Here is a 16,624-nt window from a genome sequence, read left to right on the forward strand (position 1 = left end):
TGTCGAACCCCTATACCGGCGTGATCTCGATCTTTGCCGACCAGATCATGCAGGGCAAGACGCTCAACATCTTCGAGGACGGCGACATCACTCGCGATTTTGTCTATGTCGACGACGTTGTGCGCGCCTTTGCCAGCACCGTCGCGCTGGGCAGTTTCTCGGATCAGATCGTGGATATCGGCGTGGGCGAGGCGGCGACCATCATCGACGTGGCCCGGCAATTGATCGACCTTGTCGGGGACGCGCGCAACGGCGTCCAAGTCACCGGCGACTTCCGCGCCGGCGACATTCGCTATGCTCTGGCCGATATCTCGAAGGCACGCCGCCTGCTGAACTGGTCCCCACAGGTCTCCGTCAGGGACGGCCTCAACCAATTCAGCATTTGGGCAAAAAAGGAGCAGGGGTGATGCGCGGGTTAATCTTCAATCTGGAGTTTCAAAAAGGTGAAGTCCTTGGGTACGCCACGCATTGCCTTACGTCGCTGCGACCGGATTCCTGCCCGAGCTGACAATTGCCCTTTCATTGGGCATATCGTGCTTTATGTTTCAGGCAATCTCGCAACTGGTTGACGTGTATCGTCATAGCAACGAAGAAAAATACCAGTCCCCGACGTTGTTGCGTACAGCACTGTATATCATTCTTTTCCCCGCAGCTGATTGCCGGCCCAATTGTGCGCTTTGGGTCCGTTGTGACGCAGATGGGAAAGCGGCTTGATACCGGCAGCAGGCGCTCGGTTGGGGCCAAGCTCTTCGTCCTGGGCCTGGCGTCAAAGGTCATCATCGCAGATAAGGTCGCACCAATTGCAGACCACGCTTTTTCACTCGGGCCAGCGTTGGACATGGGGGAAGCGTGGCTGGGCGCTGTGGCCTATGCCCTTCAGATCTTCTTCGATTTTGCCGGATATTCGAACATGGCGATCGGACTGGGTCTGTTTTTCGGGTTCAAATTTCCAACCAACTTCCGCGACCCATATGTGTCCAAGTCCATGACCGAGTTCTGGCGGCGTTGGCATATGTCATTGTCCAGCTGGTTTCGCGACTATCTGTACATTCCACTGGGCGGAAACCGTCACGGTCAGGTCCGTACGGTCATCAATCTGCTGATTGTCTTTCTTGCGACCGGTATCTGGCATGGTGCCGCGTGGAACTTTGTCATCTGGGGCCTGTGGCACGGTAGTTTTCTGACGCTTGAGCGGTTCTTTGGCAAACCCCGTCAGATTGTTTTTGCACGAGTCTACACGTTGCTCGTGGTGCTGATCGGTTGGGTGTTCTTCCGGGCCGAGACGTTGGGTGACGCGGTTGACTACCTTGGCCACATGTTCGGCGCCTCGGGGGATGGCGTGATATCCCCCGAGTTCTTTCTGACGGTCAGCAATGAAGTCATGGCGATCTTCGCGATTGGTCTTTTCTTCGGCTTGGTTCCACGGCCGGTCCGCGACCGCATCTGGAAACGCCCCAATAGAATTGGCTGGCTCTCTAGTATGTTGTTCACCTTCCTGCTGTTGGTATTTTTGGTGCTCGTGGCCAACAGCACATAAACGCGATCAGCGCCGATGAAGTTCGCGCGAATTTTGCGGAATTCAAAAACACCAAGATTGTGGTTGGCTTTATTCCTGACACGCTGGATCAGTTGACGAGCGAACAACTGGCATCTGTTCATATCGACCTGAATAACCCTGCACCGGAAATAGACGCCTTGCGGTTCGTTTGGGACAGAATCGTGCCCGGTGGAATTGTGCTTCTGGATGACTATGCTCAGAAAGGGTTCGAGCTGCAGAAACAGGCGATGGATGAGCTGAGCCGGGAGATGAACTTTCACATTTTGTCTCTGCCGACAGGTCAGGGCTTGATCCTGAAAACCTGAGATTTGTATGCCGGACACGTGGCGCGTCACGTGTCCGGTACTTTCTGCATGCAAAGGGTGTCAGAACCGGTCTTGTTGTTGCCATAGGGTGCAGTCTTTTGAAGCAGACCCTGCAGAAGGACCGGCGAGGTTCCGCGGCCGTCGCCTTGCCGTGACCAGTATTGTCAAAGAAGTCCACGCGGGATTGTCTCGCGCCATTCCTTTGTCAGGACTTCGGATTTTTCGGAGCCTTCGGTCGCGTGCAGTTTTCTTTCCAGGAAAAAATTCTGCTCATCACAGGTCATCTGGCCTTCCGTATGTATCTCAACCTGCCAATCGCCTCGTGCGAACGTAAATGACCAATTGGCTTTGTACTGTGCCGTTGTCGGATCGTCCGGGTGGATCGCGTAACGCATGGCCACATGGCTGCCAACTGTCATGCCATGATAAGGATCGGTGGCCTTGCCGTAATCGTCAAATGTCGTAAGGACCACGGTTCCGTCGTCTTCCACCGAGCGCTCCGAACGTCCAGAAGGTGGCCGCAGTTGACTGGCCTGAAGTGTCGGATAATCCTGAACCGGCCCGGGATTTGATGGTGCGATTTCCTCGTGTACGTCCCGCACAGGCAACAGCAGGGCTGAGTGTTCCAGCAGCAGCGTCACTTGTGCAGCGTCGGGTGCGGGCCAGACTATTGGCCAATATGAGGTAGACAGCGCCAGACGCAAGATGTGTCCCGGTAGTAGGCGGTGGGCGCATTCGTTCAATACGATTTCCGCTTCATAGACCTTGCCGGGTACCAGGGCCTCGGGCGTTTCATGGCTGTTGTGATGCGTCAGGTTCAGCGCGCGGTAGGTAATCCGCTGCGACGTTCCGTCGGGGGCAACGTCACACAGACGCGCGACCAGTTGCGCCACCGGCTTGTCCACGGTGAAGGACAGTTTCAACCGGGCGCGCCCCAACAGGTCTAGCGGTTTTTGCATTGCTGTGCTGTCGAAGCAAAGTGACAGTGCGTCATCCTGAGATTGATCCTCGGACAACTCGTTATCTATCCGCATGCCCGGACAGAAATACCCGCCTGCTTGTCCGATATGCGAGGGGCTGGCCACCGTCGCTTTTTCGGCGAAAGGAGCGTCCGCAAATCCACCCGGTCGCAGGTGCCAGTGCTGGGTACCTACATTGGGTGAGGGCCATTGGTTTTCGGCGATCCAGTGCCCCTGTCTTGGCTTGTTTTCCTTGGTCGGATTGAAATGTTGCTGCATATACGTCCGATAGGCGGGCAGATCCTCGGCCCCGTTCTGTTGCCCTTTCAGCCATCGGTCGAACCACCTGATGACTTCCGAGTGGAAGTCCCCGGCATCCAGTTTGGCAATATGCGGATAGCGGTGTTCCCAGGGTCCGATTATAGCCTTAGCGGATACTTCAAGATTGGCGGCCAGCGCGGGGGGCGCGTTGACATAGGCGTCCGCCCAGCCGGTGATTGCCAAAACGGGGGCCTGAATGGCTGACCAGTCTTCACAGACCGAGCCATGTTTCCAAAACCCATCTCGGGTGGGATGGCGCAGCCAGTCGGCGGCTGAAAATGGCACGTTTTCAAGCCGTTTCAGCCAGTCCTCGCGCCAATCTGGTCGCAAAGCGGGGTCAGCGGGGCGCGTCAGGTAGGCGAACATCTGGCACCCCCAGTTGACGTTGTCGCTGAGCAGGCACCCGCCCATGAAATGAATGTCGTCGGCGTAACGATCAACTGTCGAGGCGACACTGACGACCGCTTTCAACGCGGCAGGACGGCGGAAAGCCAGTTGCAACCCGTTGAACCCGCCCCAGGAAATTCCGATCATGCCGACGTTTCCGTCGCACCAGTCCTGTGCTGCGATCCAGTTCAGAACGGCTTCGCCGTCGCTGAGTTCCTGCTCGGAATATTCATCATCGAACTGGCCTTCGCTGTCGCCGGTTCCGGCGATGTCGACCCGGATGCAGGCATACCCGGCCTTGGCAAACACAGGATGGGTGGTTTCATCCCGCGGCGCAGTCCCATCACGCTTTCGGTACGGAAGGTACTCCAGAATCGCAGGGGACGGCCCTGTTTCCGGCAACCAGATCCTTGCGGCAAGCTTTCGCCCGTCCGCTAGTGGTATCCATGTGTTTTCGATGATTTCAACTGGCATTTTCGGACGTCACCCTTTCTGCGACCGGCTTGCCTACCCGGATACCAGTGAATTCGGAACTTGGCGACGTTTTACATGTTTCGGTTCCACCGCGCCGGGTTTTTTTACCGCGGCGCGGTGGCGTCTTAGCTGCGCATCCGTGCGCCTTCCGGATCAAACGCACACGCATATTGAAGTTTCGCCGCAAACCGACTGCCGGCTATGTCAAGCTGGACCCTGACGCCATCAGCGTCTTTCAGTTTGACATGGGCGAGTGCAACCGGCTTGCCGATACGATAGCCAAAATCGGCGGACATCGTATGACCCACAATCTCGTCTCCGGCGTAGATGGGCTCATGTCCCAGTGGCACCGCCGCCTCGTCGTCGATGATCACCGTGACCAGATGGCGTGAACTCGTTTCGCGCCGCTGCGCCAGCGCTTCGGAACCGATAAAGGGCTTCTTCTTCGACACCAGACTGTCCAGCCCGGCCTCGACAGGGGACGTGTCGCTGTCCAGCTCATGACCCATGGCGGCAAATCCCTTTTCGATCCGCATGGCGGTCTGGGCGTACAGGCCCGCCGGTTTTGCGCCCGCTGCCGTCAGCGCTGCATAAACCGCGGGGGCGTTTTCGGCGCGCATGGTGATTTCCCAGCCCGGTTCCCCGACATATGACATGCGCACGGCCCGAACATGGCATCCGGCGATGTGCGCGGGACCGACCTTGAAATAGCCCAGTCTGGTCAGTTCGGGCGCACCGGCCTCGGTGATGATCCGTGCGGCGTCAGGACCCATCAGGCCCAGAACGGCGTAGTCCTCGGTGCTGTCGGTCAGGGTCACATCAAACCCTTCCGAGTGGCGGCAGAACCAGGCCAGGTCCCGTTTGATCGCATTGGTGCCGACGAACAGGCGATAGTGTTTATCGGCAATCCGATGGGCGGTAATGTCGCTTTCATATGTGCCGCGTTCATTCAGTACTGCAGTATAGACGGCACTGCCCGGCGGTTTGGCCATGTTGGACGCGCATGTATGTTGCAGGAACGCCTCGGCATCCGGGCCTTCAACCTCGATCTTGCCGTACGATGACGCATCGAAGACAGCCGCTTGCTCGTGCGCGGCTTTGACTTCATTCGCCACGTTTTCGAACCAGTCGGGTTTGCCGAAACTCATTGCGGGCTCGGCGGTTTTTCCGAAGTAGAGCGGGCGCTCCCAGCCATAAAACTGGCCAAAATGCGCGCCCGCTGCTTTGTATTCCGTCTCGAGCGGCAGGGCACGCAGGTTCCGCGCGGTTGTGAGCTGACGGCCGGGATAGGCGATTTCGTAGTGGGTTCCCAGAATTTCCGGCGCCCGGGCCATCAGATGATCCAGCGAGTTGAACACAGGCGCAAAACGTTTGGCATCCGCTTCGCCCAAATCATACGCCGTGTGCCCATGAACGATGCAATGTGCCAGGTTCATCCCGGCGCCGCCACCCGAAGCGATCCCGACCGAGTTCAGACCACAGCCCAGATAGAGCCCGCGTGTCTCCGCCGTCTCGCCCAGCATGAACATGCCGTCCGGGGTAAAGCTCTCGGGCCCGTTGAGCAGCATTTTGACCTCGGCCGTCTCAAGCGCCGGTAACCGGTGCAGCGCGTTCATCATCATCGGCTCGAAATGGTCCCAGTCCTCGGGCAGTAGGCTGAATTCAAAGTTTTCATCAAGGATGCCGGGTTTCACCGGTTTGCCCATGGGTTCAAAGCAACCCACCAGCAAGCCGCCTGAATCGTCGCGGATGTACAGATGGCTGTCGTGGTCGCTGAGCGTTGGAGTATTTCCGACAATTCCGTCGATTGGCTTGGTCAGCAGGTAGAAATGTTCGCAGGCGAGAGCAGGCACGGCGGCGCCGGCCATGGCGCCCACTTGGCGTGACCAAAGCCCGGTGCACAACGCAATGGCATCGCATGTGATCGTACCTGCCGTTGTTTCAACGCCCTTGATGCGGCCATTTTCAGTCAGGATGCCAGTGACCCCGGTATCCTCGAAAATCCTTGCGCCCAAACCTTTCGCAGCCTTGATCAGTGCGGCGCACACGTCCGAAGGGCTGACACGGCCGTCGTCCGGCGACCAGACAGCGCCGATGACATCTTCGGCATTCATCAGCGGCCAGCGTTCCTTGGCCTCGCCTGCGCTGATGGATTGCGCTGTGACACCATAGGCTTTGGCCAGCGCCTCTTGCCGTCGGATATGTGTCAGGCGCCCGTCCGAGGTGGCGATGGACAGGCTGCCTTTCTGGATCCAGCCAACATTCTGGCCCGTTTCCTGTTCAAGCCGGGAATAAAGGTCGACCGAATACTGGATCATCCGGGTCAAGTTCTGCGAATGGCGAAGGGCGCGAACCTGTGCAGCAGAGTGCCACGTCGTACCGCTGGTCAGCTTGTTGCGTTCCAGCAGGATCGCATCGCCGACCCCCATTTTTGCCAGGTGGTAAAGGGTCGAGCACCCCATAATTCCACCGCCGATAACAATAACTGAAGCGTGGCCTGGGACAGTCATTTCGCTTTCCTGTGATTCTGATTCAAAGCCAATTTTTTCAGAATATTAAATTTGAAAAAATAGTCTAACCAATTTTATCATTCGTTAAATTTTGTGAACAAGCGTAAAGTTTACCACCATTCCGGGAATTTCCCGAGCGGTCCTGAGCCAATCGTTGGCGTATTGCGAGGTTTGTTAGGTCAGGGTCGGAAGACGATCATAGTCTTCCAGCCGGTCCCTCAGGAAAGAATAATCGGTGCGGGCCTGATTCAGAACGGATCGTTCCAAAACGATGTGTTTCAAGGCTTCTTCATGCTGTGGAAACGCGACGGGGCCATTGTTTTCGTCCATCCAGGGCCAGCAGAACAGCGAATTTCCATACTGCTCACCGGCGCGGTTGAGTGACATCAGGAAAATTTGGTTCTCCATCGCTCGGGTGGTCGCGAAGGCGTGCCAGGTGGGGAAGGATTCGTCCCGGAAATAGGCGCCGCAATGGGTTATCAGATCAACACCCCTGTCGACAACCAGGGTACGGCATAGCTCGGGAATGCGGATGTCGTAGCAAATGATAGGGGCGATCCTGAACCCACGGACTTCGTAAGTCAGCAGATGCGCGCCGCGCTCAAAATACTCTTTCTCCATCGAGGCGCCGTATTGGGCCAGATGTAGTTTGTCATAATGCCCGACAAGATTGCCGTCCGGTCCCACAACCGCAATCGAGATATAGTTGCCGTCTGTCCCTCTGCGCGCGAAGCTGTAGGAAACGAAAACGCCGAACTTTAGCGCCACATCACGCCACGCGCGGAATGAAGCACCGTCCAGGGGTTCGGCAATATCGTCCAGACGCGAAAACGCCGCGCGGGAATAATCTATGCTCGACAATTCGGGCAAGACCACCAGGTCCGCAGGCCGGGCGGCCAGTTCCTTGGATACTCTCTGCGTGGATTGCGCCAGATGATCGTCGCGTTCCTGCGCCGAGTTCGTTTGCGGAATGCGGATCTGACACGCCAGAATTGTCAGTGTTTCTTCCTTCGACATTGTCAGACTTCCTTGTCCTTCCAATACTCGCCCAGCCTGATGCGATCCGCTTCAATCTGTTTGATTCTGTCTGTTGCGCTGGCCCGTTCCTCGATCGTGAAGAACCCGATCAGTGCCTCGATCAGCACCGTTACGCCGGCAAAGGAGCCAAAGAAAAACGGGGCCTGATCCTGAGCCAGCAGTGTGTGATCTGCCATGATCGCAATAGGCGACGCGGGGCTGTCGGTGATTGCGATCACCTTCGCCTTTCGTTCCTGTGCAAATTCGGACACCTGAATGGCCGCGTTGGCGCAAGGTTGCAGGCTGATTGTTATCACGGTGTCCTTTTCCGAGATATCGGTGATTGAGTCGGCCAGAACACCGCCCGCGGCCTGAAGCAGGCGGAATTTGCCGCTAGTCATTCCCGCCAGATAGTGCAGGTAAGACGCGTGGGTTTGCGAAGCCTGCATTCCCACCAGATAGACATGTCTGCTTTTGCTCAACATGCGGGCGATCTCGGCGATGTGTTCCGGGTCGTTGGCTTCGAACAGAGAAGATACGTTGGTCAGGGCTGCGTCGCGCAACTGTTCCCAGAACCTGATGTTGCTGCGGCTGTCTTCCGAGTCGCTCATTGTGACGGCGCGCAGATGGTAATCTTTGATGTCGTGCTGCTGCACCTGTTTGCGATAGACGTCGCGCAGTTCGCTATAGGTCTCGTACCCCAGGATTTTTGCCATGCGGGAAAAATTCGGCAGGGAAACGCCCGCATTTGTTGCCACACGGCGCATGGACAGTGTCGCGATGTCGCCCGGATGCTCAAGCATATAGGTCGCGACGATTTTCAGAACGCGGGGAAGGTCGGGGTAAAGGTCCCTCAGGCGTTCGCCGATTTGCTGATAATCGCTCATACTACAAGTGCTCAGAACAGGAGGTTGCTCACGTTGATGTTTCCGGGTACATTGATAGTGGCCCGAACCCAACAGCCTGAGCGCGATGCTAGGATGATTTTCACGTTCGTGCAATATTTCGCGACAACTGTATCATTTGAAAACAGCCGAGCCGGACGATGCCCTGTGTCGCGGTGTCGGCATGTCAGTCCGAGTATGTGCGTTTGCTCAGCGGAGTACTGGATATTCTGGCCTTCAACATTTCAAGAAAGGCGAATTCTGCGGGGTTCAAACGCGCGTTACTGTGGTGGACCATAAAAAAATCGATCACCGGTTCGTTGGTGTAAGGCGGCAGGCGCCAGAGTTTGCCCTGCGCCACATATTGACGGGCGAAGTGGACGGGCAGGGGGCCAAACCCCAGCCCGGCAATGATCATCCGCAAGGCCTCGTCCAGATTAGACGTGTATCCGATAACCTTCTTGTCCAGCGCCTGCTGCGCCCGCAAAAGGGCCACCGGCCTTAGGGCATCCCACAACTGGTCGGTTTTGAAGGAAACGGACGAATACTCTCTCAGATCGCTCAGCTTCAAATCCGCTTGCCCAAAAAGAGGATGCGTCGGTCCGCAAAAGAAGCTGAAGAAAGATCTATACATGATCTCGTGATTCAGTCTGGGGTGAATTTCGTTGGCCAGGCAAAAGCCCACGGCCGCGTTCTTCTCCAGAACACTGCGCTGGACGTTTGCGCTGGACATGACGTTGATTTCAAATGTCACGTTGGGATTCTGTTCGTGAAAATCAGACAGAACCCTGTCGTAGAAAGGGCTTTCAATTCGGCTGGTTGTGGCGATGGAGACCTGACCGGTCAGATGATCCCGTGTGGTTTGGGCTGTCTGCACGGCGCGCGTGATGGTTCCGAACACTTCAACACATTCCTGATACAGGGTTTCGCCGGCCGGCGTGACCCGAAAGCTTGACGGACTGCGCTCGATCAGCTTGGTGCCGGTGCGGGCTTCAAGCCGCTGCAAGGCCTGGCTTATCGTCGGCTGGCGCAATCTCAGCCGGTTGGCTGCGCTGGTCAGGCTACCTTCCTGGACGATGAACATGAAGGTGCGCAGCAGGTTCCAGTCCAGTTCCCGCGCCAGTCTTTCCGCCTTGGTCTCTTTCATGGCATTAACCAGATCAATGATGGCTATTCACATTATCTATTTGGTCTATGACGGATCTGCGCGCAACATCTTCTTGTCGTCCTGATACGTTCAGGGATTCTCGGAGGCCTGTCAGTGCAGAAATCGAATTTGTTCTATCAATCCCGTCTCCGGCGGCCTCAGGTCGACCGTGCCGAAGGGATCTATTTCTGGGATGCGGAAGGCCGACGGTACATTGATGGCTCATCCGGTGCGATGGTCAGCAACATTGGACATTCGAACCCGAACGTTCTGGCTGCGATGAAGGCGCAAATGGACAGCGCCACGTTCGCTTACAGGCTCCATTTCGAAAACGCCCCGGCCGAAGACCTCGCGTCAGCCATCGCCGCGCGCATGCCGGGCGGTCTGAACCGGGTCTTCTTTGTGTCGGGTGGCTCAGAAGCGGTTGAATCCTGCGTGAAGTTTGCGCGGCAATGGGCGGTCGCCACCGGGCAGCAGGACAGATGGAAAGTGATTTCGCGGTTCCCTTCCTACCACGGAAGCACCTTGGGTGCGCTTGCACTGACCGGGTACGGGCCCTTGGTAGACGTGTTTCGGCCAATGTTTCAGGACATGCCCAAGATCCCGGCACCGCGTTGCTATCTGGACAATGACAACCTGTCCGATGACGCGCGCGGTTTGAAATACGCCGAGATGCTAAGGGATGAGATCATCGCTCAGGGTCCTGAGACCGTACTGGCCTTTATCATGGAACCGGTGGGTGGCGCGTCGACCGGAGCGTTGGTTGCACCGGACAGCTATTATCGCCGCATCCGGGAAGTCTGCGACGAATTCGGTATCCTTTTGATCATGGACGAAGTCATGTCCGGCGTTGGCCGGACGGGCAAATTCATGGCGTCCGAACATTGGGATGTTCGTCCGGACCTGGCCGCCGTGTCCAAGGGCTTTGCTGCCGGTTATGCGCCGCTGGGCGCGATGATTGCCGACGAACGGATGGTGGACGCCGTCCTGGCCGCTGGCGGTTTTGCGCACGGTCACACCTATGCAGGCAACCCGCTGGCCTGCGCGGCGGGACTGGCTGTGCTGGGTGAAATCGAACGCCTGAATCTGCTTGAGAACGCGACCCGGATGGGTGGTGTTCTGATGGCCGGGCTGCACGAGTTGATGGGACGCTATTCCTTCATCGGCGATGTGCGGGGCAAAGGTTTGCTGATGGCGTTTGAAATGGTTTCGGATCGCAACAACATGACGCCTCTTCCCAAGCAACTGGATGCGTATTCCCGGTTTGTGGACATCTGCTACGACCGGGGTCTGATCACCTATTCCCGCCGGACCAGGGGCGGGCTGGAAGGGGATCATTTCCTGATTTGCCCGCCGATGATCGTAACCGAAGATCAGGTTGGCGACATTCTGAACATTCTGGATGACAGCCTTTCCGTATTTGCGCGGGAAGCCGGGCTGGAGAGCTGAGTATGACAAGAAAAATCATCATAACCTGTGCGGTCACGGGATCGATCCACACCCCCAGCATGAGCCCGTATCTGCCGGTGACAACGGATGAGATCGCGACTGCGGCTATCGGGGCAGCTGAAGCAGGGGCCTCGGTGTTGCATCTTCACGCGCGCGACCCGGAAACCGGAAAGCCAAGCGCGGATATCGGCGTATTCCGGCAGTTTTTGCCGCGCATCAAACAGGCTACAGATGCGGTCATCAACATCACGACAGGTGGTAGTTCGCAGATGACGATCGAAGAGCGCCTGTCCGCTCCGTCGCAACTGTCGCCCGAGATGTGTTCGCTCAACATGGGGTCAATGAATTTCGGTCTTTTCCCGATGCGCGAACGTTTCTCGGACTGGCAACACGACTGGGAAGAGCCATTTCTGGAAAACTCTCGCGACAATGTTTTCAAGAACACGTTTCATGATATCGAGCGTCTTTTCACGCTGATGGGGGATGGGTGCGGAACACGGTTCGAGCTGGAGTGCTACGACGTTGGTCACATCCAGACCGTCGCCTACTATCTTCGGAAAAAACGGATCAAGGCACCCGTCTTCCTTCAGTTTGTCATGGGTGTCTTTGGCGGTATGGATGCCAGCCCCGAGAACTTGATGCACATGAAATCAACCGCGGACCGTTTGCTGGGTGATCAGTACCAGTTTTCCGTTCTCGCTGCCGGGCGCCAGCAGATGCCTTTGGGGACAATAAGCGTGGTGCTGGGAGGGAACGTGCGCGTCGGGCTGGAAGACAACCTGATGATCGCGAAAGGCGAACTGGCCACAAGCAATGCGCAGCAGGTGCAGAAAATTCGACGCATTGTCGAAGAATTGGGGTTCGATGTCGCAACACCCACGGATGTACGCGAAACACTGGGGCTAAAAGGCGCGGATCAGGTCGCGTTTTAGGGGGATGGCATGAAAGTCTTTGTTGATCAGGAAAAACAGCGCCAACATTTCCCTTCGGGATTTCTGGTGAATGGCCTCATGCAGCCCAATCCGGAAAAACCTGAACGGCTGGAACGGTTTCTGGATGGGGTTGCGACAGGCGGGCATGACATTCTGGCCGCCGAGGATCATGGCCTGGGTCCGATTGCGGCGGTCCACACTCCGGCTTATCTGAAGTTTCTGTCGACGGTTTACCCGCGCTGGCAACGTATTTCGGATGCGGCGCCAGAGATTTTCCCGAACATTCATCCCGACCGCCGCACGGCGAGCTATCCGTTATCCGCCGTGGCGCAAGCGGGATACCACATCGCGGATATGTCTTGTCCTATCGGAGAGCACACCTGGGAAGCGTCGCGCTGGTCTGCGAACTGCGCTGTTTCTGCAGCGCAGGCCGTGAGCGAAGGCGACGATGTCGCCTATGCGATGTGCCGCCCGCCCGGGCATCACTGTTTCAGCGATCTGGCGGGTGGGTTCTGTTATCTCAACAACAGCGCAATCGCGGCGCAATACCTACGAAAGCAGCATGACCGCGTGGCGATCATCGATGTGGATCTGCACCATGGAAACGGTACGCAGGGCATTTTCTATGAACGCAGTGACGTCTTCACGCTTTCCATCCACGCGGATCCCGCGCGGTTCTATCCGTTCTTCTGGGGCCACGCGCATGAACGCGGTGAGGGCGCCGGATTTGGTTATAACCTCAATATTCCCCTACCACGCGGAACCGGGGATGACGGGTTCATGAAGGGGCTGGAAAGCGGGCTTGAACATGTCCGGGCCTTTGCGCCGGGCGCTGTCGTGATCGCGCTGGGCCTCGACGCTTTCGAAGGTGATCCGTTTGGCGGACTGGCGGTATCAACGCCGGGCTTCACCAGAATTGCGGAGAAGCTGAATGAGTTGGCCGTTCCGACCGTCATCGTGCAGGAGGGGGGCTATCTTTGCGATGAACTGGGTGAAAATCTGAACGCATTTCTGTCCGGTTACTCAGGTTGATGTTGAAACGCCCGGGGGGATTCAGCAAGATGACGATCTGCAATTGTTGCAACGTCCGGTGCCAATGGAGTGGTCCGAATGAGTGCGATCCATAGCTGTTCGGGTTTCAGTTCAAATCCACCGGCGACGCGTGGGCCTGCAACAATTATTGGCGGGCTCACATCCACAGGGTTGAAATCAAAATGTTTTTCGTCGGCCAAATTCGCCTTTCAGATGTTTCAATCGAAAAAGATTCGCAAAAACAAATTGCAGATGATAAATTCCAGCTTTAGTGATAACAAAATATTAAGAACTGGCCACGTGGCGATGCTGCTGGCCAAAACGATTCTAAAAGCCCGGTGTTCAAGGGCAAAAACCCCAAAGGGAGGAAAATTCTCATGAAATTCTACAAACTGGCCAAAGGGCTGGTCATTGGCGCCACCAGCGCGCTGATGGCCACCGCTGCATTCGCCGAAGATATGACTTTGCGGTTTGCCGGTGTTTTCCCAATCGACCATCAGGGTACAAAGATGATGGAACAGGTTGCGGCAGACGTCGCGGCGGCGAATGTCGGTCTGAAGATCGAAGTGTTCCCCGCAAACCAGCTGGGCTCGGGCGAGGCGCTGTTTGAAGACGTGGCCCGCGGCAACATCGATCTGGCGGCGGCCTTTATCTATGCCGACACCGATCCGCGCCTGGAGTTTCTGTCGATGCCCTTCCTCGTGGGTGGCTGGGACGACATGAACAACATCATGCGCAACATGGATTCCGAATATAACAAGATCCTGCAGGAAATCACCGACGAGTATGGTGTGAGCGTGATGGCCCAGAACCCCGAAGGGTTTGTCGGCATCGTGGCCACGCAGGAGCCGACCAACTGGAACACCTTTGACGACAAAGGCATGAACATTCGGGTCTGGTCGTCTCCGGCTGTGAAAGCCATGGTAGAAGCACTTGGCTACAAGGCCACGACCATGGCATGGGGCGACATTTTCCCCGCGATCCAGTCCGGTATCGTTGACGGCGCGATCTGCTGCACCAAAACGGCAACCTACTCGATCTTCGCGCAGTCGGATGTCGGCACGCATTTCGTAGAGTACAATTCGATCTCGGAACTGACTACGTTCTATGCCTCGCAGCGTACACTGGACAAGCTGAACGACGAGCAGCGTGCGGCATTGCAGGCCGCAATGACCAAGGCGTCCGACGACTTCTTCCAGTATAACCGCGACAACGATGCGGCCTTTGGGGAGAAGTTGATCGAAAAAGGCTATACTATCCTGTCCCTGAACGAAGAAGAGCAGGCCGCAATGGCTGCCCACATTCAGGAAAATATCTGGCCCATGATGGCGCAAAGCGTCGGTCAGGATGTGATTGACCGTTTGCTTGCAAGCAAAAACTGATAGTCTGAAACTCAGGTGGGCCGGCAAACTTGCCGGCCCTTTTTCTAATACCTGACAAAAAAACAAAAAGCGGGGACAGACATGTCGATAGAAGACGATGACATGACGAGATGGGTTGGCGACGAAGACGCCGATAAACCGCAGAAAGTTACCGACGAATTGCCGCCCGTCATCGGGTATCCCATGAAAATGATCGCGTTTGTTTGCAGACAAATCGTCATGGCCTGCGGCTTCCTGATGGCCTTCACCTTTGGCGCTGTTGTTGTGATCCGATACGGTTTCGGTGGCGACCTGTTCGCTTATGAAGAATGGCTCCTAGCCTTCTCGATCATCGGCTTCTTTGCCGGTGCGGTTCTGGCCTCTGCCCGCAACCTGCATATCAATGCCGACATTTTGGGTATCGTGATCCACAATCCCCGGATGATCTGGTGGCGCGGGTTTGTGGTGCTGTTGGTCGAGCTTCTTGTGATCCTCTTTATGGTCTACGCCTGCTACGTCTCGCTGCTTGACGACTTCTCTTTCCCCCGGCTGCGATCCACTCCGGTCCTGCGTATTCCGTTCGTCTCCTGGCGCATTGCGATCATGTGCTCTTTCGGCTTCATGGCGATGTTCACCGCTGCGTATCTCTACGTTCATATCCGCAAGGGGCTCGGGCTTCCGTTACGCTCTGAAATTCTTAAGGGAGCCGCGAAATGATTATCGCCGGAAGTCTTGTTATTGTCTGCCTGATGCTCTTGCTGGGTGTCAGCGTTTATGTGGCGTTCGGAGCCGTCCTGATCTTTATCGCGATGGTGGGAGATCAATCCATCACAGGATATCTGCCGACCGGAGCGACGGGGATCCGCTCTCTGGTGCTGCTCGCGATTCCACTTTTCATGATTGCCGGTGGCATTATGGAGAAAGGCAGAATTGCGGCGCCTCTGGTGGCGTTGGCCGAAATGTTCATTGGCCACATCAAGGGTGGACTGAACGCGGCCTCCGTGCTGGCCTGCGGCGTGTTCGGCTCGATCTCGGGCAGTGCGAATGCGACCCTGACCTGCATCGGCGGTATTATGATGCCGCACCTGAAAAAGGCGAATTACCCGAAAGGGCAATCCGCGGCCCTGATTGTGTCGGCAAGCCCCCTGGGCCTTCTGATCCCGCCCAGTTCATCGCACATCCTCTACGGCTGGGTCGCACAGCAACACGTGCTGAAGTGCTTCCTGTCGACGGTCATTCCCGCGATCATCCTGATCACGCTGCTGATCATCACCAATCAGTTCATGCTGCGAAAGTATGACGATATTCAACTGAAAGAGCGCCCGAATCCCTTCATGCCTGCATTGTTGGGCCAGGGTCGGTTGGCGGGTCCGGCGCTGATGATGCCAATCATCATCCTGGGCGGTATCTACGGCGGTATCATGACACCGACCGAAGCCGCTGGTATCGCCGTTGTTTACGCGATTCCCGTGGCAATCTACTTCTATCGCGGCCTGACCTGGAAAACCCTGGCACAGACCATCCAGACCTCGGGTGTGACGATCGGGGTGGTCATGGTGATGATTTTCATGGTGCTGATCGTATCGGACAACCTGATCTCGCAGGGCGCGCCGCAGATGGCCAAGGATATGGTCTATTCGGTTTCGGACAACCCGGTCGTGATTTTGCTGATGATCAATGTCGTCATGATCCTGATAGGCATGCTGATGGACGATATCTCGGGGCTGCTGCTGTCCACGCCGATCCTGCTGCCAATTGCGCAGAGCGTGGGCGTTGACCCGATCCACTTTGCCGCGATCATCGGCGTCAATCTAGGTATGGCCAACATCACGCCGCCCACGGCGCCGCTGCTTTATCTGGGTGCGCAGGTTTGTGACACGCCGGTTGCCAAGATGCTGTGGCCGACCTTGATCTTCATCGTGTTCGCATGGCTGCCGACACTGATGCTGACCACGTTTGTTCCTGAACTGGCATTGTGGTTGCCGGACCTGTTGCTGGGCCGGTAATCCGACATTACAAATCTGAAAAGGCATCCGAACCATCCGGGCTCGGATGCCTTGTTTTTTAGTGCAGCCGTTTTCGTTGAGGATCTGATCGTCTGACCTCACATGGATACAATTGGCAGCACCCTGTTCAATGGCGCAGGCCCTATTAAAAAGCCGGAGTGTTCCTCCGGCTTTCAGACAATTCGAAAGTGATGCCTGTCTTTAGGCCGCTTTGCCCGATTAGCTGTAAAATAGGATCGAGAGTGCGGCAATGAATGCCAGCCCGGCAACAACAAAGCTGAC

Annotated in this window: 15 protein-coding genes; 9 read left to right on the top strand and 6 right to left on the bottom strand. The window is 56.5% G+C overall.

Annotation, left to right across the window (positions count from 1 at the left end; all coding sequences use genetic code 11):
* The 3 genes from ACR0JW_RS14600 to ACR0JW_RS14610 all read left to right on the top strand — a co-directional run.
* On the top strand, positions 1-407 hold a 407-nt coding region (locus ACR0JW_RS14600), incomplete at its 5' end, for a GDP-mannose 4,6-dehydratase (protein WP_480714114.1).
* Positions 408-565: 158 nt separating this feature from the next.
* The gene (locus ACR0JW_RS14605; protein WP_480714115.1) at positions 566-1,537 is read left to right on the top strand and encodes an MBOAT family O-acyltransferase; all 972 of its coding nucleotides are present in this window, start codon (positions 566-568) and stop codon (positions 1,535-1,537) included.
* Between the two features lie 5 nt (positions 1,538-1,542).
* Entirely contained in the window at positions 1,543-1,863 is a 321-nt protein-coding gene (locus ACR0JW_RS14610; RefSeq protein ID WP_480714161.1) for a TylF/MycF/NovP-related O-methyltransferase, read from the top strand.
* A gap of 164 nt (positions 1,864-2,027) precedes the next feature.
* Here ACR0JW_RS14610 and ACR0JW_RS14615 read toward each other — a convergent pair whose 3' ends face one another.
* The 5 genes from ACR0JW_RS14615 to ACR0JW_RS14635 all read right to left on the bottom strand — a co-directional run bounded on the left by ACR0JW_RS14615 (position 2,028) and on the right by ACR0JW_RS14635 (position 9,562).
* Positions 2,028-4,004, bottom strand: a complete 1,977-nt coding sequence (locus tag ACR0JW_RS14615; RefSeq protein ID WP_480714116.1) for a CocE/NonD family hydrolase — start codon at positions 4,002-4,004, stop codon at positions 2,028-2,030.
* A gap of 125 nt (positions 4,005-4,129) precedes the next feature.
* Positions 4,130-6,514, bottom strand: a complete 2,385-nt coding sequence (locus ACR0JW_RS14620) for a GcvT family protein (protein WP_170825037.1) — start codon at positions 6,512-6,514, stop codon at positions 4,130-4,132.
* Between the two features lie 174 nt (positions 6,515-6,688).
* The gene (locus ACR0JW_RS14625) at positions 6,689-7,531 is read right to left on the bottom strand and encodes a carbon-nitrogen hydrolase family protein (RefSeq protein WP_170681157.1); all 843 of its coding nucleotides are present in this window, start codon (positions 7,529-7,531) and stop codon (positions 6,689-6,691) included.
* A 2-nt stretch (positions 7,532-7,533) separates the two neighbouring features.
* Complete coding sequence (locus ACR0JW_RS14630; RefSeq protein WP_170611449.1) at positions 7,534-8,418, bottom strand: MurR/RpiR family transcriptional regulator; 885 nt, start codon at positions 8,416-8,418, stop codon at positions 7,534-7,536.
* Positions 8,419-8,602: 184 nt separating this feature from the next.
* Positions 8,603-9,562 carry a LysR family transcriptional regulator gene (locus ACR0JW_RS14635; RefSeq protein WP_170681159.1) on the bottom strand — a complete coding sequence of 320 codons (960 nt, stop codon included), beginning with the start codon at positions 9,560-9,562 and terminating at the stop codon, positions 8,603-8,605.
* Between the two features lie 108 nt (positions 9,563-9,670).
* On the opposite strand from ACR0JW_RS14635, the gene ACR0JW_RS14640 reads away from it, so the two are divergent.
* The 3 genes from ACR0JW_RS14640 to ACR0JW_RS14650 are packed head-to-tail and all read left to right on the top strand — an operon-like array spanning position 9,671 to position 12,975.
* Positions 9,671-11,011: an aminotransferase family protein gene (locus ACR0JW_RS14640; RefSeq protein WP_170681478.1), complete on the top strand. Its 1,341-nt coding sequence runs from the start codon at positions 9,671-9,673 to the stop codon at positions 11,009-11,011.
* Positions 11,012-11,013: 2 nt separating this feature from the next.
* A complete protein-coding gene (kce, locus tag ACR0JW_RS14645) occupies positions 11,014-11,943 on the top strand; it encodes a 3,5-dioxohexanoate:acetyl-CoA acetone transferase (protein WP_170681161.1) in 930 nt (309 codons plus the stop codon).
* A 9-nt stretch (positions 11,944-11,952) separates the two neighbouring features.
* A complete protein-coding gene (locus ACR0JW_RS14650) occupies positions 11,953-12,975 on the top strand; it encodes a histone deacetylase family protein (protein ID WP_170681163.1) in 1,023 nt (340 codons plus the stop codon).
* Here the strand turns inward: ACR0JW_RS14650 and ACR0JW_RS14655 are convergent.
* Positions 12,963-13,175: a hypothetical protein gene (locus ACR0JW_RS14655; protein ID WP_480714117.1), complete on the bottom strand. Its 213-nt coding sequence runs from the start codon at positions 13,173-13,175 to the stop codon at positions 12,963-12,965. The genes ACR0JW_RS14650 and ACR0JW_RS14655 overlap by 13 nt on opposite strands.
* Before the next feature lie 177 nt (positions 13,176-13,352).
* On the opposite strand from ACR0JW_RS14655, the gene dctP reads away from it, so the two are divergent.
* From dctP to ACR0JW_RS14670, 3 genes are all read left to right on the top strand, one after another.
* Positions 13,353-14,357, top strand: coding sequence for a TRAP transporter substrate-binding protein DctP (dctP, locus tag ACR0JW_RS14660; RefSeq protein ID WP_170681167.1), 1,005 nt, complete (start codon positions 13,353-13,355; stop codon positions 14,355-14,357).
* Positions 14,358-14,438: 81 nt separating this feature from the next.
* A complete protein-coding gene (locus ACR0JW_RS14665; protein ID WP_170681169.1) occupies positions 14,439-15,053 on the top strand; it encodes a TRAP transporter small permease subunit in 615 nt (204 codons plus the stop codon).
* Positions 15,050-16,342 carry a TRAP transporter large permease gene (locus ACR0JW_RS14670; RefSeq protein ID WP_170681171.1) on the top strand — a complete coding sequence of 431 codons (1,293 nt, stop codon included), beginning with the start codon at positions 15,050-15,052 and terminating at the stop codon, positions 16,340-16,342. Before ACR0JW_RS14665 ends, ACR0JW_RS14670 begins: the two co-directional genes overlap by 4 nt.
* Positions 16,343-16,624: the final 282 nt, after the last annotated feature.

The organism is Ruegeria sp. BG6 (assembly GCF_056538465.1).